Source organism: Novosphingobium sp. CECT 9465 (assembly GCF_920987055.1).
Taxonomy (GTDB): domain Bacteria; phylum Pseudomonadota; class Alphaproteobacteria; order Sphingomonadales; family Sphingomonadaceae; genus Novosphingobium.
In genome coordinates this window covers 1,177,096-1,201,315 of sequence record NZ_CAKLBX010000001.1, presented here as the reverse complement: position 1 = coordinate 1,201,315, position 24,220 = coordinate 1,177,096, and the positions used below count along the sequence as shown (strand labels likewise).

The window sequence follows — 24,220 nt, the reverse complement described above, 5'->3', positions numbered from 1 at the left end:
TAGCGCACTGCGCCAACCGCCCGCCCTGTGCTGCATGCCAAAAGTGGCCGGGCGGGGAGCAAATACGCAACTGGTTGATTTTACCTGCCACACTCGGCAGGGATTGCACGCAGCGCTTCGGCCCGACCGGACCCGGAAGGCGGCGATGTTTTCCAATCTTCAAGCGATGAGGCCGATGTCCAGCAAAATGCCGACCGCCCAGCCTGAAATCAATTCGATCAAAGCCGAGATCGATGAAATCAAGCGTCGCCGGATTCTCGAAGAAGCCATCGGGCAGTTTTTCGACAAAGGCTATGAGGCGACATCGCTGGAATCCATCGCCGAAGGCCTGGGAGTAACCAAGCAGTTCATCTATTCGCGCTTTCGCAGCAAGGCGGAACTGCTGGTCGCAGTCTGCCATGCTGGGGCCGCCGCAGCAGACCGGACGGTTGCGTTCAGCGCCACGCTAAGCGGCGATCCGGCAACGCGGCTGGCGCAGATCATCCGCTATTTCGTCCAATTGCAGATCGAGCATCGCCGCGAGGTTGCGCTCTATTTTCGTGAGGCAAAAAGCCTGCCGGCGGACGAAGGACTTGCCATCGATTCCTCGAAGCAGCGCTTCCACCGCATGTTGCGGGGCTTGCTCAACGAAGGGAAGGCCTGCGGCCAGTTCGAGATTGCCGATGCCTCGCTCGCTGCCTCGGCGCTGGGCGGCATGGCATCATGGGCGTTCACATGGTTCCAGCCCGAAGGGCGCTGGGTGGCCGAATCGGTCGCGCGCGAGCTTGCGGCACTGGCCCTGAGGACCGTCGGGGTGCCCGACCCGCGCGCCTACCTTGCCGACGATTCCGCATGAGGCCTGCATAAGGGTTGCATGCAGCTGCGGCTTCAACATCCCGCTGCGTTTCCTTTTCCTTCTATTTCAACGCATTTTCGCAAGGACTTACGCGCCTGCGGAGAGCGCATGCCCGTGCCCTGACACTGGCGGGATATTCCCACAAAACACATTATAGCCTTGACAGAATATATATATTCTTGTTAGTATATTTGTCAGGCAATGGCTTGAACCGGCTGCCGCATTCCAGAGGTGTCAGTGATGATTGTTGGCGAACAGAAGCCCGATTTCGATGCAGTGGTCATTGGTGCCGGGGTGACCGGCATTTACCAGACGCATCTGCTCGAACAGAATGGCATGTCGGTCTGCGGGATCGAGGCGGGCAACGATGTGGGCGGAACCTGGTTCTGGAACCGCTATCCCGGCTGCCGCCTCGATACCGAAAGCTACGCCTACGGCTATTTCGCGCTGAAGGGCATCATCCCCGACTGGGACTGGAACGAGCGCTTCGCCTCGCAACCCGAAATGCTGCGCTATGCCAATCGCGCGGCCGATGCGATGGACGTGCGCAAGCATTACCGCTTCAACACCAAGGTCGTCGCGGCGCATTATCTGAACGCAGGCAACGTCTGGCAGGTCACGCTCGACAATGGCGAAGTCCTGACCTGCCGCTTCCTCATTTCATGCACCGGCCCGCTCTCGGCCACGAGAATGCCGGACATCAAGGGCATCACTGCGTTCAAGGGCGAGGCGTTCCACTCGTCACGCTGGCCGGTGGACGAGAACGGACTTCCCCGCGAAATCGATTTTTCGGGCAAGCGGGTCGGCATTATCGGAACCGGCGCCACCGGGGTCCAGATCATCCCGATCGTCGCCGAAAAGGCAGGCCAGCTTCAGGTGTTCCAGCGTTCGCCGAACTGGTGCACACCGCTGGGCAACACCCCGATCAGCAAGGACGAGATGGAGGTCATCCGCAAGCGCTACCCCAACATTATCGAATATGTGAAGATCACCGACACGGCATTCCCCTATCACCGCGATCAGCGCAAGGCGATTGATGTGCCTGCGGAGGAACGCGAGGCCTTCTTCGAAAACCTCTACAATCAACCCGGTTACGGCATCTGGCTCAGCGGCTTCCGCGACCTGCTGGTCAACAAGGAATCGAACAAGTTCCTTGCCGATTTCGTTGCCGACAAGATCCGATCACGGGTCAAGGACCAAGCCATCGCTGAAAAGCTGATCCCCAAAGATCACCCGTTCGGCGGCAAGCGCGTCCCGATGGAAACGAACTATTACGAGGCCTACAACAAGGACAATGTTCACCTCGTCGATATTCGTGAGGCACCGATCGTCGAGATCACCGAAACCGGCATCCAGACGGCAGACGCCTTCTACGAACTCGACGTGATCATCTTCGCAACGGGCTTCGATGCGGTTACCGGATCGCTCGACCGGATCGACATCCGCGGCAAGGGCGGAGCGCGCCTCAAGGACGTCTGGGCCGATGGACCGACGACTTTCCTGGGCCTTCAGGCGCGCGGCTTCCCCAATTTCTACACACTGGTCGGCCCGCACAACGGCTCGGCCTTCTGCAACGTCGGCGTTTGTGGCGGGCTTCAGGCAGAATGGGTGACACAGATGCTGGTCTACATGGCAGCCAAGGGCCTGACCTTTGCCGAAGCATCGCAAGCGGCAGAGGATGAGTGGACCGAATCCGTCTACCGCGACTTTGCCCGCACCCTGCTGGCCGAAGCCAATGCCTGGTGGGTAAGGACGACCACGAAGCCTGATGGCACGATCGTACGCCGGACACTGGTCCATGTTGGCGGTGGGCCGGAGTACCGCAAACGCTGCGAGCAAGTGGCGTACATGGATTACGAGGGGTTCGAAATGGCCTGAACGGGATCATCACTCTCCCGCAAATCAACATTAGCGTTGACAGCCGGGAGCGATCCTATAATTTCGGCAAACAATAAGCATTGATGCGGGAGAGTAGTGCCTTGACGTTCACGGAGTGGTCCGAGGTTTGCCCCCTGGCGGACTTGCTGGTGCGCAGCGCCGCGCGGTTTCCCGATCGCAACGCATTGGTCATGCCAGACTTTGCCATGACTTACACCGAACTGCGCGATGCCTCGATCGAGATCGCGCGCGGCATCATCGGCATGGGTCTTCGGCCCCGCGCGCACGTCGGCATTCTGGCGAACAACAGCCGTGAGATGGTGGCCGCGCTGTTCGGCGCGGCTCTCGCCAACTGCGTGGCGGTCCCGCTCAACGCACGGCACAAAAGCCGCGAACTGGGTTACATCATCGAGAATGCGGACCTCGCGCTGATCCTGACGACCGCTGCCGACACGCGCTTTGTCGATTTCCGCGAGGTGCTGTCCAGCGCCCTGCCCTCGCTTGGCGCCAGCCTTGGCGGCGGAACCCTGTCCTTAGCCGAAGCCCCGCAGTTGCGCGGGATCGTCGTGCTGGAAGGCGAAGCACCTGCGGGGTTTCTTTCGCGCGACGCCTTCGCAGAAGCAGCCGCAAAAGTCTCAGCCAGCACAGTCGATCAGGCCCGCCGCGCCACCCGTCTGCGCGACACCGCCCTGATCATCTATACTTCGGGCACCACGGCCAATCCCAAGGGCTGCCTGCTCACCCACGAAGCCGTGACGCGCGGGCCGGTGGAGCGCGCCAGCAGCCGTTTCCGCGCCTGTGACCATGACGTGACCTGGGGCGGCGGACCGCTGTTCCACATCGGATCGTTTGCGCCGTTCATCGGTGCAATCGGAACCGGCGGAACATATGTAACCGACGTGTTTTTCGACGCGGGCCGCGCGCTCGACCTGATGGAGCGCGAAAGGGTGACCGTGGCCTGGCCATGGTTCCCCGCGATCCTGCAACCCTTGCTCGACCATCCCGAATTCGCCCCGCAGCGCCTCGCCGCCTTGCGCAAGGTGCTGCTGATCGCGCCCCCTGCCCTTGTGGACCGCGCCCAGCGTACCTTTCCCGAAGCGGAGTTCATGCAGGCTTGCGGGATGACCGAAACCGCCGGAATCTTTGCTCTGTGCGCACCCGACGAAACGCCGGAACAACGCACGATCAGCCAGGGCAAGCCCGTGCCCGGCATCGAGGTAAAGATCGTCGATCTGGATAGCGGCACCGAAGCGGCTCCCGGTGCCGTGGGCGAAATTCTTGTGCGCGGCTATTGCGTGATGGAAGGCTACCATCGCTCGCCCGAAAAGACCGCCGAAGCGCTCGACAGCGAAGGCTGGCTGCACACCGGCGACCTGTATGCGCGCGGTGCCGATGGCCAGCTGACATTCCATGGCCGCGCCAAGGACATGCTGAAAGTCGGCGGTGAAAACGTCGCCGCAATCGAGGTAGAGGCGTATATTTGCAGCCACCCGGCAGTGAAGCTTGCCGAAGTGGTCGGCCGCCCTGATCCGCGCCTTGATGAAGTTCCCGTGGCCTTTGTCGAACTGCGTCCGGGCCACACCGCCACCGCACAGGAGCTTATCGACTTCTGCCAGGGCCGCATCGCCAGCTACAAGGTGCCGCGCGCCGTGTTCTTCATGAACGATGGCGAATGGCCGATGTCGGCAACCAAGGTCGACAAGCGGGCGTTGCGCACCCGCCTGTGAGATCGCGTTACCGCTTCTGCATGCCGCTGAAGAAGATCTCGCAGAACGAATCCGAAATTTCCTGCGCCGAATGCGTTCCGCCCGGCTGATACCAGCGGTGGGTCCAGTTCAGCATTCCGAATACCGCGTTGGCCGCAACCGACACGGCAATGTCTGATCGCATTTCGCCCTTCGCAATCAGTTCGCTGATCAGGCTGAGGACGATCCGTTCGAACGTGCGCGTCTTGGCGACGATCCGCTGCGCCCAGGCGCTCTTCTCGCCGGTCACCCGGCTCATCTCTTCCTGGATGTAGACGTACATATGAGGATAGTACTGGTCATAGGCTGACATCAGCTGGGTTATGACCGCGCGCAGCTTTTGCGCTGATTCAAGCGTCTCGTCGGCGAAAATTTCCTCGCACGCCGCGATGTTGGCTTCCACCCCGACGCGCAGGCATTCGCGGAACAGCTCTTCCTTGCTGCCGAAGTAGTAGTAGACCGTGGCGCGATCCAGCCCCGCCTTGTGTCCGATTTCAGCCAGCGTCGTCGCCTTGAAACCGTGGGCCTTGAACTGCCGCCCCGCGATCTCGACAAGTTCGGCGCGCTTTGCCAGATAGTCAGTGCTGCCTTCTTCGAGCGCGGATTTGCGGCGCTTTGAAATGTTGCTCGTCGTTACCATGGCGTGAGGCGTATCGACCTCGGAAGCCGATGACCAGAGGTTTTGCGCGGCAAAGTCCGTGTTGCGCTGGCAACCTGCTCCAATCCGTCAACTTTCGGCAATGGCGCGACGATCCACGATTTCGAGGCCAAAACCCTCAAGCGCCGCCATCTTGCGGCTGCTCGATGTCAACAGCGCCATCCGCTCGACGCCAAGGTCTTTCAGGATCTGCGCGCCGATGCCGTAATCGCGATCACTTGACAACCGCGCATATTCTCCGCGCCCGCCCATGACCCGGCGCGAGATCGACGCCCTGTCCGGGTCCTGCACGAATACTGCTACGGCAGGGCCGTCGTGCGCCGCCATCTGCCGCAAGGCAGAAGGCACGTAATCGGGATGGGCATTGCGATAGCCGAGCAAATCGGCGGTCAGATCGAACTGGTGCACCCGTACCAGCGTATCGACACCTGGCCTGACATGCCCCCGCACCAGCGCGACATGCTCGCAATTATCAACCAGATCGCGATAGACGTGGATGGTGAAACTGTCGCCGTAATGGCTGTCGAAAGGTCCATTCGCAACGCGTTCGACAAGAGTTTCTGTTTTGCGACGCCATGCGATCAGATCGGCGATGGTGCCGATCTTCATGCCGTGTTCGGCAGCAAAAGGCACAAGGTCCGGCAACCGGGCCATCGTGCCGTCAGGGTTCATTACTTCGCAGATCACGCCGGCGGGGATAAGGCCTGCCAGCCGTGCAATATCAACGGCAGCCTCGGTATGACCCGGCCGCACCAACACGCCGCCATCGCGCGCAACCAGCGGAAACACATGCCCCGGTGACACCAGATCGCCCCCGCCGCTCTGCGCATTCACCGCGACCGAAATCGTGCGGGCGCGGTCAAAAGCCGAAATTCCGGTGGTCACGCCCTCGCGCGCCTCGATCGAGACGGTGAACGCCGTGCCATGGCCAGAGCGGTTGTCGCTCGACATTGGCGACAGTTCGAGATCGCGCGCGCGCTGCGCGGTGATCGCGAGGCAGATCAGCCCGCGCGCGTGGATCGCCATCTGGTTGATCCGATCGGGCGTTGCAAACTGGGCAGGCACGATGATATCGCCCTCGTTCTCGCGATCATCGGCATCGACCAGGATGAACGGGCGCCCATTGCGAGCCTCGTCGATGATTTCATCGATGGTGGCAATCGCGGTCATCTCAAGCTCCTCATTTTATGTTTTCTTTCGCGGCCTTGAAGCGCGGCGGAAAGCCTTTGCTCATGTCGCGGACATAGCCTGTATTGTCATACGCCGTCTCGAAGGCGGCACCACTGAAACTGTAGCATGCGCCTTGCCGCGCAGGCTCTTCCGAAACGCGGCGCGGCTGAGGTCCATCGACGATATACGCCCGCCCGCGCGCCACGAAAACCGCCATCTGCGCTATCCGCCACAAGTCCGCCTCTGCCGAAGAAAACCGTTCCTGCACCCAGCGCGTGAACCCGCCGAACAGGCTTTGTCCGCAATGCTCCACCGGCTCCGCAATAACTTCATCATGCAGCACCCATTCCAGCGCCAGCGCGCCGTCGACCTTGACGGTCAATCGCTGGTGGCGGGTCTCGTCACGGTCGGTCAACGACACTTCGACAGTCTGCGCAAAGTCGCCCCGCGCCATCCATGACAGGCCCAACCGGGCAAGATCGACCAGATGCGTGCATTGACCGCCGCGCTCGTCGCTCGTCAAAGACGGCGACGTTCCGCTTGCAGGCATTCCGCGCAGCAATCCCAACGCCGCCGTCGCGCCGGGGCAACTGGTCTTGGGAAACCGGTCCATCCCGGCGATTACATCGGCAATCACCCCGTCTTCGACAAACAGCGCAACCGCCATCTCATGAAAATCGTCGAGCAACGACACCTGAATGCCGTTGCCCCATGACGAAAAGCTGATCCGCCGCCGGAAAATGCCACTGCCATACGCCGGATTGGGCGGATAATGACCAAGGTTGGCAGACACGCGCGGTCAACCTGCGGCGTCAAGACACCGGGCGGACTTGACCTGGATATCCGTTTCGTCCGGCTGCGAACGATCACATGTTTCCGCGCAGTGGCCGCTCATGTCAGCGCCCGGTCCACACCGGCTTGCGACGTTCGGCACCGGCCAGTTCGCCTTCGCGCTTGTCGCTGCTTTCGGCGTACTGCTCGATCTCCTCGAAACGCGACATCAGCGCAACTTCGAGCGGATGACCGAGACGCCCCAGCGCCGCAGCCTTTGCCGCCTGATTGGCGAGCGGCGATGCAGCATTGATCTTGCCGGCCCACTTCTGCGCGGTCGCGGCAAGATCGGCAAAGGGCACGACCTCGTTCACCAGTCCGAAGCGTTCGGCCACATCGGCCTTGATCCGTTCGCCAGTCAGGATCATCGCCATGGCAATATGGTGTGGCAACTGGCGCATGGCCCGGTGCACAACGCCGCATTCGCCGATTATGCCGACCTTGGTTTCAGGCAGACCGAACTGCGCCGTTTCGGCAGCGACGATAATATCCGCACACATCGCCAGTTCAAATCCGCCGCCCACGCAGAACCCCTGCACCGCCGCGATCAAAGGCTTCTTGAGCGTGACCAGCGGACCGCCGATACCGGTCAAACCGCCGCCGAGCGCCATACGCGTCTTGCACTCGGCTCCGCCCGAAACATCCGCACCGATGCAGAAGCCCTTCTCGCCCTCGGCCGAAAGAATCGCGCACCAGATGTCAGGATCGGCGTTGATCGTGTTCCACGCATCCAGCAGCAGGTCATCCATGTCCTGCGTGATCGCATTGAGGCCCTGCGGGCGGTTCAGGCGGACATGCGCAACATGTCCATCGATGGTGAATTCTACGTCTGCCATGATTACTCCTTCGGCGCGACGAGCGGACTCGTCGGCGCAACCTTGAACTGCTGGATGACGGCCTTGAGGCCCTGTTCCTTCATGCGTTGCCGCACTTCGAGCACCGCCGGTGCCATGTGCAGCAGCGCGTCGATTTCAGCGATGCCGGACAGCGCCTGCCGGAAGCCTGCCGCCTCGGTGGCGCGGTTGATCGAAAGTTTCTTCAGCCGCAGCACGTCGGGCGGCGTCATCGCGATGCGCTGCGCCAGTGAACGGACCGCCGGGATCAGGTCGGCGGCAGGCACACAGTGGTTGGCCCAACCCCACGTCACCGCCGTTGGCCCATCAATCCAGTTGCCCGGCACGAAGGCAAATTCCTTGGCGCGCTTGGGACCGACCAGGCTGACCCATGTCGGCGCGATGAAGCCGCCACCAATCGGAATTGTCGGCTCCCCGATGCGTACATCGTCCGCCACGATAGTAATGTCGGTGAACACACACATCTGCGCCGCTGCGGCAAGGCAGAAGCCATGCACCGCTGCGATCACTGGCTTGGGATGATCCCACATCAGCAGCCAGCGATCGACATTGGCGCGCAGCCGGGCATGGTCGCCCATCGGATCGGCAGGGCCGCTGTCGCCCGCGCCATAGCTGCCCAGATCCATGCCCGCGCAAAATCCCTTGCCCTCGCCGCGAATGGCGATGACCGGCCCGCCTTCGTGCTTCAACCGTTCAAGCGCGTGGGCGAATTCGTCGAGCAGTTGCGGGGACAATGCGTTCGCCGCCTCAGGCCGATCGAGCACGATCCAGCTGAGCGCCTCTTCGTGCTCTATGCGGATCGTGGCATATTCGCCCGCCATGCCCGTCACTCCACGCGGCCGATGGGGTTGGATGCCCGGACGTGATAATCGGTGGTCATCACGGTCTTGAGGATACGCTTCTTGAACTTCCACTGGCCGTCCTGCTTGACCACGACATCATGGTACTGGCCATAAAGAATGCCGTCAGGGCGCTCCTTGGTGTAGCGGTGGATCGCCAGCACGGCGGCGCGCAGCGTGGCTTCGCTGTCGCTCACCCAGTCGATCACGATGTTCGACACATGGTGCGATGTTGCGCGGAAAAAGGTGCCGATGCCGTCAAGCGTCTTGGCGTAATCCTCGATCCCGGTTGCGCCGAAATTGGGCGCATAGCTGACTTCGCAATCATCGACGAACAGCTCAATCATCTTTTCGGGCATGTTCATGTCGAGATAGTAGGCATAGTCGAACACGATGCGTTCGATTGCGCGTTCCTCGACGATCCGGTCCACAGCGTTGGCATGATCCACAATATCTCTCCTCATACTTTGGTCAGTTTTATCAACCGGCCCGTGCTTTTCGGCGCTTGATAGTTCAACACAGACGTTGACGATTCACGCAAAAAAAAGACGTCACCCGGTCGGCATTCTCGGAAAATCCGAGGGCAGCGGATCGGCGCCCGGCCACCGCACGTTCAGCGCGGTCGTCAACGAACCGACGACTTCGGACCAAGGCGCGATGTGAACGACCTTCATCGCCCGCACAGCAATCCGCCATTGCCCGTCTTCGCGCACGTATTGATCGATGTAACGCACTGCGCCGAAATAGGTGGCTTCGCCCAAGCCTAGCTCAAGGTGCGCGCAAACCTCGCCGTCAGCGGTATCTGCGCCGGTAAAGCTGATGTGGACGTAGTTGGGCGTATGCACGGTTTGCCCCATGCCCGCCCGCGCCGCCTTGATCAGCGCAACAACCTCATCGCGCCCTGCAGCATCCTCAAACCCCGAAGCTTGGAAGCGCGCCTTGCGCGTAAAGCACTGCGCCATGACGGCGTAGTCATCATCATCGGACGCACGAAAATACACGGCAACCAGATCCTGAATGGCTGCCCTGTCTTCAAGTATTCCAATGCGCTGTTCGAGCGACGACACGTTCCGACTCCCTCTCTCACAATCCATATGATCAACGCCCACGATCCAGTCAACACATAAGTTGACAGAAACACACCTCATCGTCAAAGTCCTTGAATGACCGTTATATCCATCGACGCATTGCGCGCAGAAGCTGAAGAACTGACCCGTGGAATAGCCGACGGCGAACCGCTTGATGCGCTAGGCACCGCGCTGGTGACGCTGGCGGCCAGCGCGTCGGTTACGGCACTTGACCGCGCGCAGATGGACGCAGCAATTGCACGTTGCTTCGATGCAGGCGCAACCGTCGCGCAAGTGCAGGAAATTCTCGCGCTCACGTCCGGCCTTGGCGTTCACACCCTGATGGTTTCGGCGTCAGCGGTGCTTGCGGCCGCCAGCGCGCGCGGCCTGATCGATGCCGCTGCACCGTTCGATGCCGAACGTCAGGCGCTGTGGGACCGCCATGTCGGCACCGATCCTTTCTGGACCGGTTTTTCCGCCGAACTGCCGGGCTTCCTCGAAGCGATGCTGCGGCTTTCGCCCGACATCTTCACCGGCTTTTTCGAATATTGCGCCATCCCGTGGCGCAGCGGCACGGTGCGGGCGCGGATCAAGGAACTGGCCGCGCTGGCCTGCGATGCCGCACCCAGCCACCGCTTCCGCCCCGGCTTCCGCGTTCATCTGAAAAACGCCGTCGCGCTGGGCATTGGCCGAAGCGCGATCATGCAGACGCTGGATATCGCCGCCGCGGCGCCGGAGCATCGCGGCACCGATTGATTATCCCGCCGCGACTGCATCCCACACCAGCGGGACGTTTTCGACAGCAGCGACGATGCCCGAATGATAAACCGGGTTCGCCCCGGACGCGAGGCTGAACGCCGGGATGCGCCGGATCCATTCCTGAAGGGTTACCGTCGCTTCCAAACGGGCGAGATGCAGACCCGCGCAACGGTGGGGACCGCCACCGAACGTGCTGTGCTGCACAGACTTGCGTTCCCAATCCAGATCCCACGGATCGGCATGCTCCCCGGCATCAAGCCCATGCAGTGCCGTGGGAAGGAGAATCATGTCACCCTGTTTCAGGTCCACGCCGCGATAAGTCTGATCCACGGCCACCATCCGGGCGTCCGAAACAACCGGGAAGCGTCGGAAGAGTTCTTCGACACCCCGACGCAATTTCAATTCATCCTCCCGGATTTCCGCTACTTTTTCCGGGTGTCGGGCAAGGTAGATCATCGAAAAGCTGAGGAAGTTGACGACAGTATCGAGACCGCCCAGCAACAGCAGCGAAATCAGCCCTACGGCCTTTTCATGCGAAATCGGTTCGCCGTTGATCGAGCCATTGACCATCACCGAAATGAGGTCGGTGCCATTCTTGCCGCGCCTTTCGCGAATGATCGGATCGACATAGGCATCAAAGCCCTTGTTGGCTGCATCCAGCGTCGCCGCCATTTCCTCCGGCGAACTGCCAGCCGGGCGGGTCATGTCCTTGGCAAAGACGGCCAGCTTGGGGACGTCAGACATTGGCAGGCCTGCCATAGCCATGAACACCTTGACCGGGAAGACGTTGGCATAGTCCGCCGCGAAATCGCACTGCCCTTGGGCGACGAGCGGCTCAATCAGGTCGATGGCGGCCTGGCGCACCTGCTCTTCCATCTTGCGGATCTGTCCGGGATTCAATCCGGTATCGAGCAGCTTGCGATAGGGCGTGTGTTCAGGCGGATCCATCCGCGTTGGCACCATGCCGTACTTTTCGCCGGCTTCCTTGGGCAGAAAGATGACCTCGCTCGAAAACCGGGCAGGATCGCTGTACACTTCCTTGATCACTTCGCCGCGCGTGGCCACCCAGTGTCCACCGGTCAGCGGTGTCCACACCAGTTCAGGCATGTCCGGTGTCTGCAAGGCCTTCCAGGCCTCGTGAAAGCCCTGGTCGATCCCGTCGAGGGCGTACATGTCGATGTCCCTGACAAGCGCTTCGGGGATGTGTGCCGGTCGGTCAGCGCGAACGCGATTATCGACCATCGTTGCTTGCGTCATGGTTCGTCCTTCCGTCGTTCAGTTGATTTCGGGGTCGATAACGGCCTTGATCACCGCACCTGCCGCCGTCGCCTCCAGCGCTTCAAGTGCTTGGCTCACGCCAAAGCGATGGCTGACGATTTCGGCCAGCGGGTATTGCCCGTTCAGCCGCGCCGCCAGATGCAGCGCCTGATGGTAATGCTTCGGCTTGGGGAACGTCGCCCCGGCAATCGTCAGGTTCTTGAGCGTCAGGTCACGCGGCGATATCGGCTGCGTACCGATCGCGCCCCACAGCCCCAGGATGATGTAGCGCCCGTGATTGCCTGCAAGGTCAACGCCTTCAGGAAATGCGGGTAGTACGCCAGCGGCTTCGACGACGACATCGGGACCGTTGACCGAAACGCGATCATAGATCTGCCTGCGCCGTTCGTCGGCGGGGTCCTTGAGCGAAACGGTTGCCGTCGCGCCCAGCGCCTTGGCAATGGCAAGCCGGTTATCGTGCATGTCCACCGCAATGATCTCGCGCGCGCCTGATAGCTTGGCGACAAGAATGGCGGAAAGACCGACCGGCCCTGCCCCTTGCACCACTACCGTATCGCCCATGCGCACTGGTCCGCAGCGATCAAACCCGCGCAACACCGTGGGCAAGGCACAACCGAGCGCAATCACCGCATCGACCGAGGCGCCATCGGGCAGCCGGAAGAACGCAAGGCCATTGGGCAGGCAGGCAAAATCGGCATAGCTGCCCCAGTTGGGCTTTTCGGCATGTTCGAAGAACTGCGAATTGTCGCAAGGCGTCTCATCCAGCACGGTGCAACTGTGGCAGCGGTGGCACAGCGCAATCGGCGCCCAATAGACAAGATCGCCTGGCTTTACCGCAACGCCTGCATAATCGGTGGTAACGCCCGGTCCCAGCTTCTCGATCCGGCCCACACCTTCATGGCCCAGAATGATCGGAAACGGCATGATGCCCGCTTCGCCCGACATGATGTGGACATCGCTGCCGCACACCCCGCCTGCCACAATACGCACCAGCGCGCCGCCCGGTTCGGGATCGAACACCGGAACGTCCCAGGTTTCGATCCGGTTGGGTTCAACCAGCACGCACGCTCTTGCCTTGCTCATTTCTTCGGTCCTCTCCAGATCCGGCAATGGCAACAGCGGCGCTCTTCACGGCGCCGTCTGCGGCTATCACCGGCAGGGGTTCAGTTTGGCATTCGAACTTTGGGGCAAACTTCGGTGGCCAGTCGGCGCAGCGATTCTTCCCAGGGCTTGAGATCATCGATGCTATCATGCTGGTTGGCCACGATCTGACCCCAGCCGCCAACCGCATCGGCCAGCTTTTCCAGCTTTTCGATCACCGTATCGGGCGATCCGCACAGGATCACATGCTCGACCAGAAAATCCTCGTCGATCGTGTCCGGCGTGATGTCCACGCCGCTGTCGTGGATGATGCCATCGAACAGCCCGAACTTGACGTAGATTTCCTTCAGGTACTTGTGCCACGTCTGCATCAGCCCGGTCTTGCGCACCAGCCGCTTGGCCTCGGCATCGGTGTCGGCGATGAAGATGTCGCGGCACACACGGTAACGCTTGCGATCGGGCACGTGCCCTTTCGAGATCATCGCGTCTGACCACGTATCCCAATGCGCCTTCATCTGCGGCGTACCGCCGAAGAACGAGATCGGCGAGTAGTCGCGCTCGCCCGCAAACTTCATCGAGGAAGACTTTTGCGAGAGACCCGTTACTGCCAGTTCAAGCGCCGCACGTCCGCCATAAGGCGCGTTGTTGGCGATCTCGACGTTGTATTCCGGCATCGTGTCGGGTCCGGGAAACCCTGCCTGATAGTATTTGCCCTTTTCAAGGAAGGGCTTGCCCTCCCACACGCGCTCCATCAGGCCGAGCGCTTCAAGCTGGCGTGGCGGCAGTTCGAAAATATTGTCGAAGCCGTGCAGGATCGCGTCGGTGTGGTGTCCGCCGGGTGCCACACCAAGGAAGTAACGGCCTTCCATCACCTGGCTAAGCCAGCCGATGCGGATCGCGAGCGTTGCCGGATCATGATACGGCAGCAAGTGCGCCATCGGCGCAAAGCGAATGGATTTGGTCGTCTGCGCGCAAGCCGCGATGATCGCCTCTGGCATGGGAATATTCTCCCAGCCCAGCGTGTAATGCTCACCGATCATGTAATCGGCAAACCCCGCCTCGTCGGCGATGCGCGCTATATCGACCGCCCAGTCGAACACCTGACGCGGTGTTCGGCTGGGGGGATTGTAGGGCGTCATGAATATTCCGCACTGCATGGACATTTCGTTCTCTCCCGGAAACTGTTTTTATGGGTGGACCGGTCACATCACACGAATACGCCTTCTTCGTTCTTGGTCGAAAAGCGTGGCGCTACCTTGTCGATGAACTTGTCCAGTTCTTCCTTGTTGGCATCCGGCTCCAGATGGCCCTGCCCGAACATCAGGAACAGTTCGTCGAACCCAAGCCGGTCATGTGCCTCGCCAATCCGGTCGGCGATCTCGTCAGCCGATCCGATCAGCACGTTCGGCGGACGCTGGCCCATCGGGATGAACCATTCGTCCCAGAACCACATGTGCTCTTCCATCAGTTGCGCCGCACGATCCTTGTCATCGGTCAACATCAGGAAGCCACCCCAAGCCGAAGCCTGAGTCTTGGTCACCTCCCGCTCCACCTTGGCGGCCGATCCGATATAGCGATTGTTCAGCGATTCACAGAAGTCGAGGTTGTCGGACAGGACGATCAGCTTGCCGCCTTCTTCTGCCCAGAAATCGATGGTCCGCCCGGAAGCTGCAAAGCCACCATAAATCGGTGGGTGCGGGTCCTGATAGCATTTCGGCGCGATCCCGATCTGCCGAACGATGCCATCGGCGTCCTGGCCCTTGCCGTATTTTGCATAGGCGGGATGCCCGGCAGAGCCGCCATTGGGAGGAAACTCCCAGTTTTCACCCTTGTGGCTGAACACATCGCTAGTCCACGCCTTCTTGACCACGCGAACGCCTTCTTCAAACATCGAACGATTGCGCGCATCCTGTTCGTCGCGCGCTTTCACGTTGTCCGGCGTCGTCGCGCTGACCCCTTCCTTGGCGGCGTAGCTATCCACCCAGCGGGCATGATAACCGCGCGTAAACCCGCAATACATGCGGCCTTGCAGCATGTGATCGAGCGTTGCGATCTCCTCGGCCACGCGCACCGGATTGTGCGTCGTCATGGTATAGCCCATGATTCCGGCCTTGAGCCGCTTGCTGTTCTGGCCAACGAAGAGGCTGAACATCCCTGGATGGTTGTTCGCCTCGAACCCTTCGATCTGCAAGTGATGTTCAGGCTGGCAATATCCGTAGAATCCAAGATCGTCAGCAAGCCGCACATAACCGCGAACCTCTTCGAGGAACCGCTGATACAGATCGTTGCGCTGCCCGGCCATGCCAGCCTCGATCTCATGGCGGCGCCCCACGACGCCGGTCTGCATCAGATGGAATTTCATCGCCTCAATCCCCAATCACTTTTATCAACACCAGCGTTGATATGTGGTCCATCTACCCCTTGTCAATGGCGATCAGGGCACTGCATCAACTTATGCGTTGACTGATGGCGATTGACGCTTGCGTCGCCGCAATCCGCGTCGCAGTTGAACGTCTATGGAAATTTCTGGAATCGATCATGTCGTCGTCAGGGTCGCTGACCTTGGACGCGCCATCCACTTCTATTGCGAAGTTCTGGGATGCAAACTGGAATGGCGCCGCGATGATCTCGCGCTCGCGCATCTGCGAGTCGGCAAGCTATTTATCGACCTGCTGGCGGGGCAGCCCTTGCCCGAAGGTCCGGGCCGCAACATGGATCACCTTTGCCTGACGGTGAGAGATTTCGATCTTGCGCAGGTGCGCGATCATCTCAAGCAGCATGGCGTTGAAATTGGCACTGCGGGCGAACGCTTCGGGGCATCCGGCTGGGGGCAATCGCTGTACATTACCGATCCCGATGGTAACGGACTGGAGCTTCGCGGCTGAGCCGATACAAAAAATGCTGCGGCATCAACCGCAGCATTTTTTGTACATGAGAAGGAACGGGTGCCAGAACTGCCGCTAGGCAATCCTGACACCGATCATCTTCCTGACGATCAGAACTTGACCGAAAGTTCAGCACCGAACGTCCGCGGTTCACCCGGATAGGCTGTGTTCACGCCGTTGGAAGCACCGAGCGCGTAACCCGAAATGTAGTAGGTATTCTTGGTCAGGTTGCGCACGAAAAGCGCGGCCGAAACCTGGCTCTCCATGATTTCCTTCCAGTTCAGGCGCATTGCCAGCGTGGAGTATCCATCGAGACCCGTACCCGGCGTCGACGTGCCGTTGGTGTTCGAGAAGAAGAAACTCGATTGCTTGTAGTAGTCGGCCCGCAAGCTGACCCCACCGATTTCCGATGGAACCGGGAATTTCAGTTCGGCAAAGCCAGATCCGGCCCACTTGGGAGCATCGGGATAGGAATCGACCGCAATGTTCCCGACGAACGGAATTGGCACGTTGCGTTTGGTATACTTCGCATCGGTATAGGCAAGGTTGAAACCGACATCGAGCCACGACGTCAGCCCGACGAACGCATCGACTTCGACCCCCTTGGTCACCGCCTCTGGCACATTGACAGTGAAGCCTGCCGGAGCGCCGCCGACCACTGCATAAAGTGCGCGCTGAGCATCTTTGACGATGATCTTGTAAGCCGCCACATTGAACTGGACCGGAACGGTCGAAATCCGCCCGTTGAACTTGTAGCCGATCTCGAAATCATGGACCTTTTCGTTCTTGAACAGGTTGGCAGGCTTGCCGGTCAGCGGATCGGTGAAAGGGGCCACCGTGCCGTTGAGGTTGCCCGAACGGAAGCTTCCCCGCTGGTTGAAGTAGACCATGTTGTTGGGGTCGATCTGGTACTGCACACTGGCCGTCCACGCCGGAGCCGAAAGCTTCTGGCTCTGGTCAGCCGCAGGGGAGTTCGGATCGACGCCGAACACATTGCCCGCCGCCTGACGAATACCCACCGTTTCCCAGGTATAGCGACCGCCAAGCGTGGCAGTGAGTTTGTCTGTCACCTTGTAGCTGACCTGTGCGAACACGGCCTTGGACGTCTGCCGGTTGCGATAGGCATAGGAAATATCGGCAATGCCGCCCGGAACGACATCGGCGCCGATGTTGATCGGGATGATTTCGAACCGCTTCTGGTTCGAATAGAACACACCAGCGGTGTAGTTCAGCTTTCCGTCGGCGGTTTCACCCTGCAATTGCAGTTCGTTGCTGTAGGTTTCCGATTTGAACGTCTGGCCGCCCGGCGCTCCGGTGGCATTGGTCCCGGCCAGCTTGAACAACCACAGCGAACCGAAGGGACCGCCGCCGAGATTGCCGGGGGTGCGCGAATTGCCCTTCATGTAGCTGAAGATGTTCTTGATCTTCGCATAGCTGCCAACTTCGATTTCGGTCGTGTTGGAAACGAAGGTGTTTTCTGCACGGTGCGGCAGATCGTACTGCAGAAAAATCTTGTAAGGATTGGCGCGCGAGAACTTGGTATATCCCTCGACACCGCCGGGGAAAAAGCCGGGTGCCGCCGGTCCATCGTTGTTCCCGTAAATCGCGGCAAGCGTGTTATCCAGAAGAATGCCCGTGGTGTTTGGCGTCTTCGTGGTTCCATCGCTGATGAACTGCGTCGTGGGATCTCCCGGCGTGGTGGGCACCGAATGATAATTGAAGATGCCGCCAACGCCTTCTGTACCTCTCACCCGGTCATGCTGGAAAACCGTGACGTTCCTGATCGTCTCGGTTGGCGTGAACAGAATGGTGGCGCGGCCGGAACGGCTGTTCTTGTCGCCCAGCGTGTTGCCGGTATTGATGTTGGTGACATAGCCATTGCCGCGCGTGGCGTCGAATGCCAGGCGAATGGCCAGCTTGTCCGTCACGATCGGCAGATCGACGGCAGCCTGCATCTGGCCGAATTCGCGCGACGCACCGCGCAAGATCACATAGCCGCCAAATTCATCACCCGGCATCGGGGTTGTATAAAGCACGGCACCGCCGGTGGCGTTGCGGCCGAACAGCGTTCCCTGCGGTCCTTTCAGGACCTGGATCGAACCGAGATCGAAAAATGCCGTCGCCGTATTACCGGGATTGTAAGGCGCTTCGTTGAGATAGGGGAGGACGGCAGGGCTGGTGCCAGAGAACGGATCGAGCGACTGCCCACGCATCGAGTAGCTGAGCTGGTTCGAATTCTGGCCGTTCTTGACCTGAAGTCCGGGAACCAGCGTACCGACATCCTGCTCGCTGGCGATATTGCGGGTCTGAAGCGCTTCTGCGCCATAGGCAACGACCGAAACCGGGACCTTCGACAGCCTTTCCTCACGGCGCTGCGCAGTGACAACGATGTCCTGCAGGCTGACTTCCTCAGGCACCTGTTCCTGTGCGGCCTGCGCCAGAACCGGCGTCGCCAGTGCGGCGACAATCACGGCGAACGTACTTGCACCCCCGCGCAGCAACGCGCATTTCCTTGCGCCGAATGCACGAACGCCATCTGAAAAATGAACCATATCCCTTCTCCCATTTTTTATTATCAAGAAAATCTTTCGAGTGTGTTTGCTGCACTCTATTCGCGCAGCAAACACACAAGGTATTCAATTCAAGCGCATTAAATCAGATCAGGCGTCTACCAACTTTTCGCCGGGAACCTTGACGCGGGGCGCCACTTCCTTCGAAATCAGTTCAAGCGATTTGAACCAGGGCGACGGATCATCGAAGTAATCATGCGCTTCGACCTGAAGCGTGCCCCAGCCTCCGGTCTGCTCGAACAGATGGTTGAGCTTGTCGACAACCGTATCGGGCGATCCAACGACGAACACCTTGTCGACCAGGAATTCGAGATCGATATCGAGCGAGTCGACGCCGTTGTCCTTGGCAAAGCCGTCCATCATGCCGAAACGGCGCCAGATCGGGATAAGATAGCGATCGAAGCAGTAACCGATCGGGCCTTCCATCACGAGCCGCTTGGCCTCGGCGTCAGTGTCCGCACAGAACACGGTCTGCGATACGGCATGACGTTGGCGATCGGGGGTGAAACCAGCCTTGATGTTGGCTTCCGAATAGATTTCCCAATGCCGCTTCAGCGCATCAAGACCCGAATAGATCGAAACGGGCTTGAAATTACGCTCACCTGCCAGTTTCATCGATGGCGAATTGGCACTGAATCCGGTCACGGCAAATTCCGGGAAACTGCCGCCATAGGGCGAATAGTCGGCGAGCATGTGCTGCTCATCCTCTTCGGTCACTGCCGGTTCTTCTTCGGGGAAGCCCGCGCTCCAGAACTTGCCTTCGTGGAAGAACGGTTCGCGCTTCCAGATCTTTTCCATGATGATCAGCGATTCACGCACCATTTCGTTGAGGAAGTTGGTGTCCGTGTTCTTGATCCCGTGGATGTACGAAGCGAGCGGATAAGCGCCCGCACCGATCCCCATGAAATAACGGCCCTCAAGGATTTGCGAAAGCCAGCCCACCGTCATCGCCAGCTTCGCCGGGTGTTGGTGCGGCAGGATATGCGCCATCGGGGCAAACCTGATCGTATCCGTCTGTAACGCCGCTGCGGCAATGATCAGTTCGGGATTGGGAATATTTTCCCAGATTTGCGAGGCATGCTCGGAGATCATCATCGAGGTAAATCCGATCTTGTCGCACTGCACAGCGCTGTCCACGCCCCACTGGAACGTCTGCCGCGCGGTGCGGCCCGGACGCATATAGGGGTGAAAAATGAGGCCGGTTTCCATCGTCATATCTACTCTCCCAAGGCTTTTGAATTAAGCCATGTGGCTTATTTGCCTCTGGCGGGCCATCTCGTCAAGCCCATTCAACACACATGTTGACGAAAATCAACACTGTCGTTGACGATTTTGCGAAATCGTTGTCGCAAGCCGCGCTTGACGCTGGCGCCGCACTATCCCAATTGGCTTAAATGACGACGAAAACCGCTCAGATACCTGCCCCCGATACCAGCCTCTCGCTGGCGGCCCCCAAGGTCGCGCTCATCCTTGCAGCCGAAGTGCTGTTCGCACGCGACGGTATCGAAGGCGCGTCGCTGCGCGAAATCGCGGCGCAGGCCGGGCAGCGCAATCACCACGCCGTGCAATACCATTTCGGGTCGCGTGATTCGCTGGTGCAGGCCATATTCGATTATCGCATGAACCAGATGGAAAGCGCACGCGGTGCCATGCTTGCGGTTGCCGAAGCCGCCAGAAGCCTTGCCGATCTGCGCACGATAACCGAGATCATCTTCAGGCCCCAGATCGAACTGATCGATGAATTCGGCGATCACTCCTATGCGGGATTTCTAACCGCCTACCTGCTCCGCTATCAGGCCCGAAGATTCGGCCAGTTTGGCGAGCGGGTGGCACCCAATCTTGCCCGAACGCTTGTCCTGCTGCGGGCCTGCCTTGATTTCCTGCCGGAACATGTGGCCCAACGCCGCCTGGTCACGGCCTGCTTCATGTTCCTCAACATTCTTGTCATCCACACGCGTGACAACGGGGAGGAAGGCGAACGCTTTGAAGATGCGGTGATCGATACCCTGGGCCAGATCGTGGCGGCGCTGGCCGCGCCCCTGCCGGCAGAGACATGATCGCGTGTATCTTGCAGTCGGCATGACACTGGCCGATTCGGGCCATTCCGTGCAAGCCTAGGCACTTACAGCAGGAAAAAGACGAGGCCCATTGCGAGATAGGCCACCAGCCAGAATCCCCCGTCAATCAGCGCGAGCCGGGTGCTGATGCGCTGATGGGTGTAGCTGATCCACAGCGAAGGGATCACGAAGGCCACGGCCAGCCCACCCGACATCATGAAGTAGAGCCACCACTTCACGGCCAGGGTTTCGGTGCCGACACGCGCGAACATGTGGCCCATCATCGCGGCGGATACAAACAGCAGGGCAGCCGTGATCGCGGTTGTACGCGCGGGCGAACGCCGGATGCCAAGCCCGCCAGGACCAACGACTTCCAGCCGCGCACGGCCGAACATCGGGCCATACCATGCGGCAGACACGGCCAACGCACCAAAAACAGCAACCAATACGGCAAGCCAGTTGACCGGACCCATGACGTTCCTTTTCTGCGCCCCGCAAGGTAACTTGCTACCGCGAAGGCAGCCGATTGGCAATCGCGGGCCAACATGCGTGACGAAAGGGCAAAACTCGCTTATGGGCCGCGGCATAATGGCAACTCAGATTCCCCCCCGCGAAATCCCGGATGCTCCCAAGGTCGGCATGGTCAGCCTTGGTTGCCCCAAGGCCCTTGTTGATTCGGAACGGATCCTCACGCGCCTGCGCGCCGATGGCTATGCCATGAGCGCCGATTATGCCGGGGCCGACGTGGTGCTGGTCAACACTTGCGGTTTCCTCGATTCCGCCAAGGAAGAAAGCCTTGCCGCGATTGGCGAGGCGATGGCCGAAAACGGTCGGGTGATCGTGACCGGATGCATGGGCAACGAAGCAGACGCCATCCGCGCGCGCTTTCCGCAAGTGCTGGCCGTTACCGGCGCGCACCAGTACGAAGCCGTGGTAGAGGCCGTGCACGAAGCGGCACCTCCGGGCATGGGACCTTACATCGACCTGATCCCGCAGGCAGAGCCGGGCGACGTGAAGCTGACCCCGCGCCATTACAGCTACCTGAAGATTTCCGAAGGCTGCAATCACGCCTGCGCCTTCTGCATCATCCCTTCGCTGCGCGGCAAGCTCGCCAGCCGCCGGATCGACGCCGTGCTGCGCGAAGCGGAAAAGCTGGTGGCGGCAGGCACCAGGGAATTGCTGGTCATCAGCCAGGACACTTCGGCCTATGGCGTCGACGTGCGGCATGAAGAGCGCATGTGGAAGGGCAATCCCGTCCGCACGCACATGACCGATCTGGCGCGTGAACTGGGCAAGCTGCGCACCCCTGATGGCCAGACGCCATGGGTGCGCCTGCACTACGTCTACCCCTACCCCCATGTCGATGCGGTGATTCCGCTGATGGCCGAAGGGTTGGTCACGCCGTACCTCGACATTCCATTCCAGCATGCCAGCCCCACTGTGCTGCGGGCGATGAAGCGCCCGGCAAACGAGGCCAAGGTGCTCGAACGAATCAAGGCATGGCGCGAAATCTGCCCGGATATCGCAATCCGCTCCAGCTTCGTCGTGGGCTTCCCCGGCGAAACCGAGGCCGATTTCGAATATCTGCTCGAATGGCTGGAAGAAGCGCAACTCGATCGCGTTGGCGCGTTCCGGTTCGAGCCGGTTGCGGGCGCTGCGGCCAACGATCTGCCCGATCAGGTTCCCGAAGCGGTCAAGGAAGACCGCTACGCTCGCCTGATGGAAAAGACCGAAGCAATCAGCGCCGCGAAACTCGCCGCCAAGATTGGTCGCACGATCCCGGTGATCATCGACGAAGTTGGCGAGGCTGACGAAGATGGCGACATCGGCGCAACCGCACGGTCACAAGCCGACGCGCCCGAAATCGACGGCGCGGTCTATCTGCGCGATGTGCCCGCCAGCCTCAAATCCGGCGATTTCGTCCACGTCCTGATCGAGGATGCCGACGCGCACGACCTTTATGGCGTGATCGTGAACTGAATCAGGAGGCCGGCCCTGAGCCGGCCCCCTTCAACAAGCTACTGGTTCGGGTCCTGTACCTTGAACGGATCGGTCGCGTCCGGCTTTGTCGGCAGCGGCGAGCGTGGCAGTTCCTTGTCGCTCATCGCCGCTTGCAAAAGCATGCCAGCAAGGATCACCGAGGCCTGTCGCATGTCGTCGGCGCGCATGTGGTCCAGCGTGTCCAGACTGGAGTGATGAACGCGCGTGTCGTAGTCCAGCGGGTCCTGGATGAACTGGTATCCGGGCAGACCGATCGCCTGGAGATAGACGTGATCGGTGCCGCCGGTCTTGCTCATCACCACCTTGTCGGCACCCAGCGAATTGAACGGGGCCAGCCAGTCGCGCAGCAGCGAAGCCGCCCCGACATTGCCCTCGGCATAAATGCCGCGAAACTTGCCCGAACCGTTGTCCATGTTGAAATAGGCCTTCATCTCCGAATAGCCCGGCTTGGGCGTGATCGGATAGGCGTTGCGCCAGGCCGAATAGCTGTCGATACCTTTCAGCGCCGGATCCACTGGCCGCGTGGCAAGGTGCTGTTCGATATAGGCTTTTGAACCCAGAAGGCCCTGCTCTTCACCACTCCACAGGGCAAAGCGGATGGTGCGCTTCGGCTTGACCCCCAGCCTGGTCAGCAACCGGGCCGCTTCGATAACGGCGACGCTGCCCGCACCATTATCAGCCGCGCCGTCGCCCGCGATCCAGCTATCGAAGTGGGCGCCTGCCATCACATAACCGGCCTTCGGATCGGAACCGGGAATTTCGGCGATGATATTGTCAGCCAGCAGGTCGTTGCTGTCGAATGTCGCATCGATGGCGAGCGAAAGTTGCGGGGCTGCCCCGGTCTTTTCCAGCCGGACGAGACGGCGATAATCTTCCTGCGCCATGTCCATTGCCGGGATCGCCAGCGTTTCGCCGGGCGTGAAGTCATAGCCCTCGCCATGGACCAGCTTGCCATCGCGATAGGTCATGCGGACCATCGCCAGGGCGCCTTCGCCCTTGAGGAACGCCGACAGCTTGCGCAGGAAGCCGCGTCGTGCGGTTTGCAGCGCGATTGCCTCAGGATCGTGGCGCGGTAGCGTGTACTTGTCGAGCTTGCCGATTTCCTCGCTCGAAAGGCGTTCGAACACCGGGTCCTTGGATTCGCTGGTCTCACCGGGAAGGCTGACGAGTACGATCTTGCCTGCCAGCTTGCCCTTCCACGCGTCGAAATTCTCGATCTTGCTCATCGGTGCGACGACGACCGGTGCCGTGATCGTGCCGCCTGTTGCGGGCGACCACGCCACAGGCAGCACCGTCAGCGGCAGTGCGCGCGGGACGGTCATCGTGGCCGAATAGCTTTTGAGATTCCAGCCAAGCCCGAATTCGAACGGTTCGCGATGGATGTTCTTGAGACCATAGGCGGCAAACTTGGCAATCGCCCATTCCTCGGCCTTGCGGTGGTTTTCCGAATTGGTGAGGCGCGGGCCAATGCGGTCCATCAATTCGGAAGCCGTGTCCATCACATCGGAGCGATTGAGCCCTTCATCGAGCAATTGTGCGATCATGCGGTCTTCGGCCGGACCTGCAAGGGCAGGCGCGGTGAATGTGCAAAGGGCTATCGCCACGGCGCTGGCTGCGCCGCGCAAACGGATTGTCATGATTTGAAAACTCCCCGGATCGGTTTCTCTGGCAACTATCTTGCCGCCATCTCAC

The 24,220-nt window shown here is 60.4% G+C and carries 22 protein-coding genes; 7 read left to right on the top strand and 15 right to left on the bottom strand.

Features of this window, described 5'->3' with window-relative positions:
* Positions 1 to 175 precede the first annotated feature (175 nt).
* From LUA85_RS05860 to LUA85_RS05850, 3 genes are all read left to right on the top strand, one after another.
* Positions 176 to 835 (top strand): TetR/AcrR family transcriptional regulator, encoded by a 660-nt coding sequence (locus tag LUA85_RS05860; RefSeq protein ID WP_231467767.1) that lies wholly within the window; start codon positions 176 to 178, stop codon positions 833 to 835.
* A 240-nt stretch (positions 836 to 1,075) separates the two neighbouring features.
* Positions 1,076 to 2,713, top strand: coding sequence for an NAD(P)/FAD-dependent oxidoreductase (locus LUA85_RS05855; RefSeq protein WP_231467765.1), 1,638 nt, complete (start codon positions 1,076 to 1,078; stop codon positions 2,711 to 2,713).
* Positions 2,714 to 2,814: 101 nt separating this feature from the next.
* Positions 2,815 to 4,440, top strand: coding sequence for a class I adenylate-forming enzyme family protein (locus tag LUA85_RS05850; RefSeq protein ID WP_231467763.1), 1,626 nt, complete (start codon positions 2,815 to 2,817; stop codon positions 4,438 to 4,440).
* Positions 4,441 to 4,447: 7 nt separating this feature from the next.
* Here LUA85_RS05850 and LUA85_RS05845 read toward each other — a convergent pair whose 3' ends face one another.
* The 7 genes from LUA85_RS05845 to LUA85_RS05815 form a co-directional block, all read right to left on the bottom strand.
* On the bottom strand, positions 4,448 to 5,098 hold the full coding sequence (locus tag LUA85_RS05845; protein WP_231467761.1) for a TetR/AcrR family transcriptional regulator: 651 nt from the start codon (positions 5,096 to 5,098) through the stop codon (positions 4,448 to 4,450).
* 87 nt (positions 5,099 to 5,185) lie between these two features.
* Positions 5,186 to 6,286 (bottom strand): 3,4-dihydroxy-2-butanone-4-phosphate synthase, encoded by a 1,101-nt coding sequence (gene ribB, locus LUA85_RS05840; protein ID WP_231467759.1) that lies wholly within the window; start codon positions 6,284 to 6,286, stop codon positions 5,186 to 5,188.
* A 10-nt stretch (positions 6,287 to 6,296) separates the two neighbouring features.
* Positions 6,297 to 7,079, bottom strand: a complete 783-nt coding sequence (locus LUA85_RS05835; RefSeq protein WP_231467757.1) for a DUF2889 domain-containing protein — start codon at positions 7,077 to 7,079, stop codon at positions 6,297 to 6,299.
* 103 nt (positions 7,080 to 7,182) lie between these two features.
* Positions 7,183 to 7,953: an enoyl-CoA hydratase-related protein gene (locus LUA85_RS05830; protein ID WP_231467756.1), complete on the bottom strand. Its 771-nt coding sequence runs from the start codon at positions 7,951 to 7,953 to the stop codon at positions 7,183 to 7,185.
* 2 nt (positions 7,954 to 7,955) lie between these two features.
* Entirely contained in the window at positions 7,956 to 8,792 is an 837-nt protein-coding gene (locus LUA85_RS05825; protein WP_231467753.1) for an enoyl-CoA hydratase-related protein, read from the bottom strand.
* A 5-nt stretch (positions 8,793 to 8,797) separates the two neighbouring features.
* Positions 8,798 to 9,274, bottom strand: a complete 477-nt coding sequence (locus LUA85_RS05820) for a nuclear transport factor 2 family protein (protein WP_231467751.1) — start codon at positions 9,272 to 9,274, stop codon at positions 8,798 to 8,800.
* Between the two features lie 87 nt (positions 9,275 to 9,361).
* Entirely contained in the window at positions 9,362 to 9,877 is a 516-nt protein-coding gene (locus tag LUA85_RS05815; protein WP_231467749.1) for a nuclear transport factor 2 family protein, read from the bottom strand.
* A gap of 96 nt (positions 9,878 to 9,973) precedes the next feature.
* Here LUA85_RS05815 and LUA85_RS05810 point away from each other — a divergent pair, with 96 nt between their 5' ends.
* Complete coding sequence (locus tag LUA85_RS05810) at positions 9,974 to 10,633, top strand: carboxymuconolactone decarboxylase family protein (protein ID WP_231467747.1); 660 nt, start codon at positions 9,974 to 9,976, stop codon at positions 10,631 to 10,633.
* Here the strand turns inward: LUA85_RS05810 and LUA85_RS05805 are convergent, their stop codons facing one another.
* The 4 genes from LUA85_RS05805 to LUA85_RS05790 form a co-directional block, all read right to left on the bottom strand.
* On the bottom strand, positions 10,634 to 11,893 hold the full coding sequence (locus tag LUA85_RS05805; protein WP_231467745.1) for a cytochrome P450: 1,260 nt from the start codon (positions 11,891 to 11,893) through the stop codon (positions 10,634 to 10,636).
* Between the two features lie 18 nt (positions 11,894 to 11,911).
* Positions 11,912 to 12,997 carry a zinc-binding dehydrogenase gene (locus LUA85_RS05800; RefSeq protein ID WP_231467743.1) on the bottom strand — a complete coding sequence of 362 codons (1,086 nt, stop codon included), beginning with the start codon at positions 12,995 to 12,997 and terminating at the stop codon, positions 11,912 to 11,914.
* An 80-nt stretch (positions 12,998 to 13,077) separates the two neighbouring features.
* Positions 13,078 to 14,178, bottom strand: a complete 1,101-nt coding sequence (locus LUA85_RS05795; protein ID WP_231467741.1) for an LLM class flavin-dependent oxidoreductase — start codon at positions 14,176 to 14,178, stop codon at positions 13,078 to 13,080.
* 44 nt (positions 14,179 to 14,222) lie between these two features.
* On the bottom strand, positions 14,223 to 15,377 hold the full coding sequence (locus LUA85_RS05790) for an LLM class flavin-dependent oxidoreductase (protein ID WP_231467739.1): 1,155 nt from the start codon (positions 15,375 to 15,377) through the stop codon (positions 14,223 to 14,225).
* Positions 15,378 to 15,531: 154 nt separating this feature from the next.
* Here LUA85_RS05790 and LUA85_RS05785 point away from each other — a divergent pair, with 154 nt between their 5' ends.
* On the top strand, positions 15,532 to 15,900 hold the full coding sequence (locus LUA85_RS05785) for a VOC family protein (RefSeq protein WP_231467737.1): 369 nt from the start codon (positions 15,532 to 15,534) through the stop codon (positions 15,898 to 15,900).
* Between the two features lie 110 nt (positions 15,901 to 16,010).
* Here LUA85_RS05785 and LUA85_RS05780 read toward each other — a convergent pair whose 3' ends face one another.
* Together LUA85_RS05780 and LUA85_RS05775 are read right to left on the bottom strand one after the other, a co-directional pair.
* Entirely contained in the window at positions 16,011 to 18,452 is a 2,442-nt protein-coding gene (locus LUA85_RS05780) for a TonB-dependent receptor (protein WP_231467735.1), read from the bottom strand.
* Between the two features lie 108 nt (positions 18,453 to 18,560).
* The gene (locus tag LUA85_RS05775; protein ID WP_231467734.1) at positions 18,561 to 19,685 is read right to left on the bottom strand and encodes an LLM class flavin-dependent oxidoreductase; all 1,125 of its coding nucleotides are present in this window, start codon (positions 19,683 to 19,685) and stop codon (positions 18,561 to 18,563) included.
* A 179-nt stretch (positions 19,686 to 19,864) separates the two neighbouring features.
* On the opposite strand from LUA85_RS05775, the gene LUA85_RS05770 reads away from it, so the two are divergent.
* Positions 19,865 to 20,527 (top strand): TetR/AcrR family transcriptional regulator, encoded by a 663-nt coding sequence (locus LUA85_RS05770; RefSeq protein ID WP_231467732.1) that lies wholly within the window; start codon positions 19,865 to 19,867, stop codon positions 20,525 to 20,527.
* 65 nt (positions 20,528 to 20,592) lie between these two features.
* Here the strand turns inward: LUA85_RS05770 and LUA85_RS05765 are convergent, their stop codons facing one another.
* A complete protein-coding gene (locus LUA85_RS05765; protein WP_231467730.1) occupies positions 20,593 to 21,000 on the bottom strand; it encodes a DUF1761 domain-containing protein in 408 nt (135 codons plus the stop codon).
* Positions 21,001 to 21,100: 100 nt separating this feature from the next.
* Here LUA85_RS05765 and rimO point away from each other — a divergent pair, with 100 nt between their 5' ends.
* Entirely contained in the window at positions 21,101 to 22,507 is a 1,407-nt protein-coding gene (gene rimO / locus LUA85_RS05760) for a 30S ribosomal protein S12 methylthiotransferase RimO (protein ID WP_231467728.1), read from the top strand.
* A gap of 38 nt (positions 22,508 to 22,545) precedes the next feature.
* On the opposite strand, the gene LUA85_RS05755 is transcribed toward rimO, so the two are convergent.
* Positions 22,546 to 24,165, bottom strand: a complete 1,620-nt coding sequence (locus tag LUA85_RS05755; RefSeq protein ID WP_231467726.1) for a M20/M25/M40 family metallo-hydrolase — start codon at positions 24,163 to 24,165, stop codon at positions 22,546 to 22,548.
* Positions 24,166 to 24,220 lie beyond the last annotated feature (55 nt).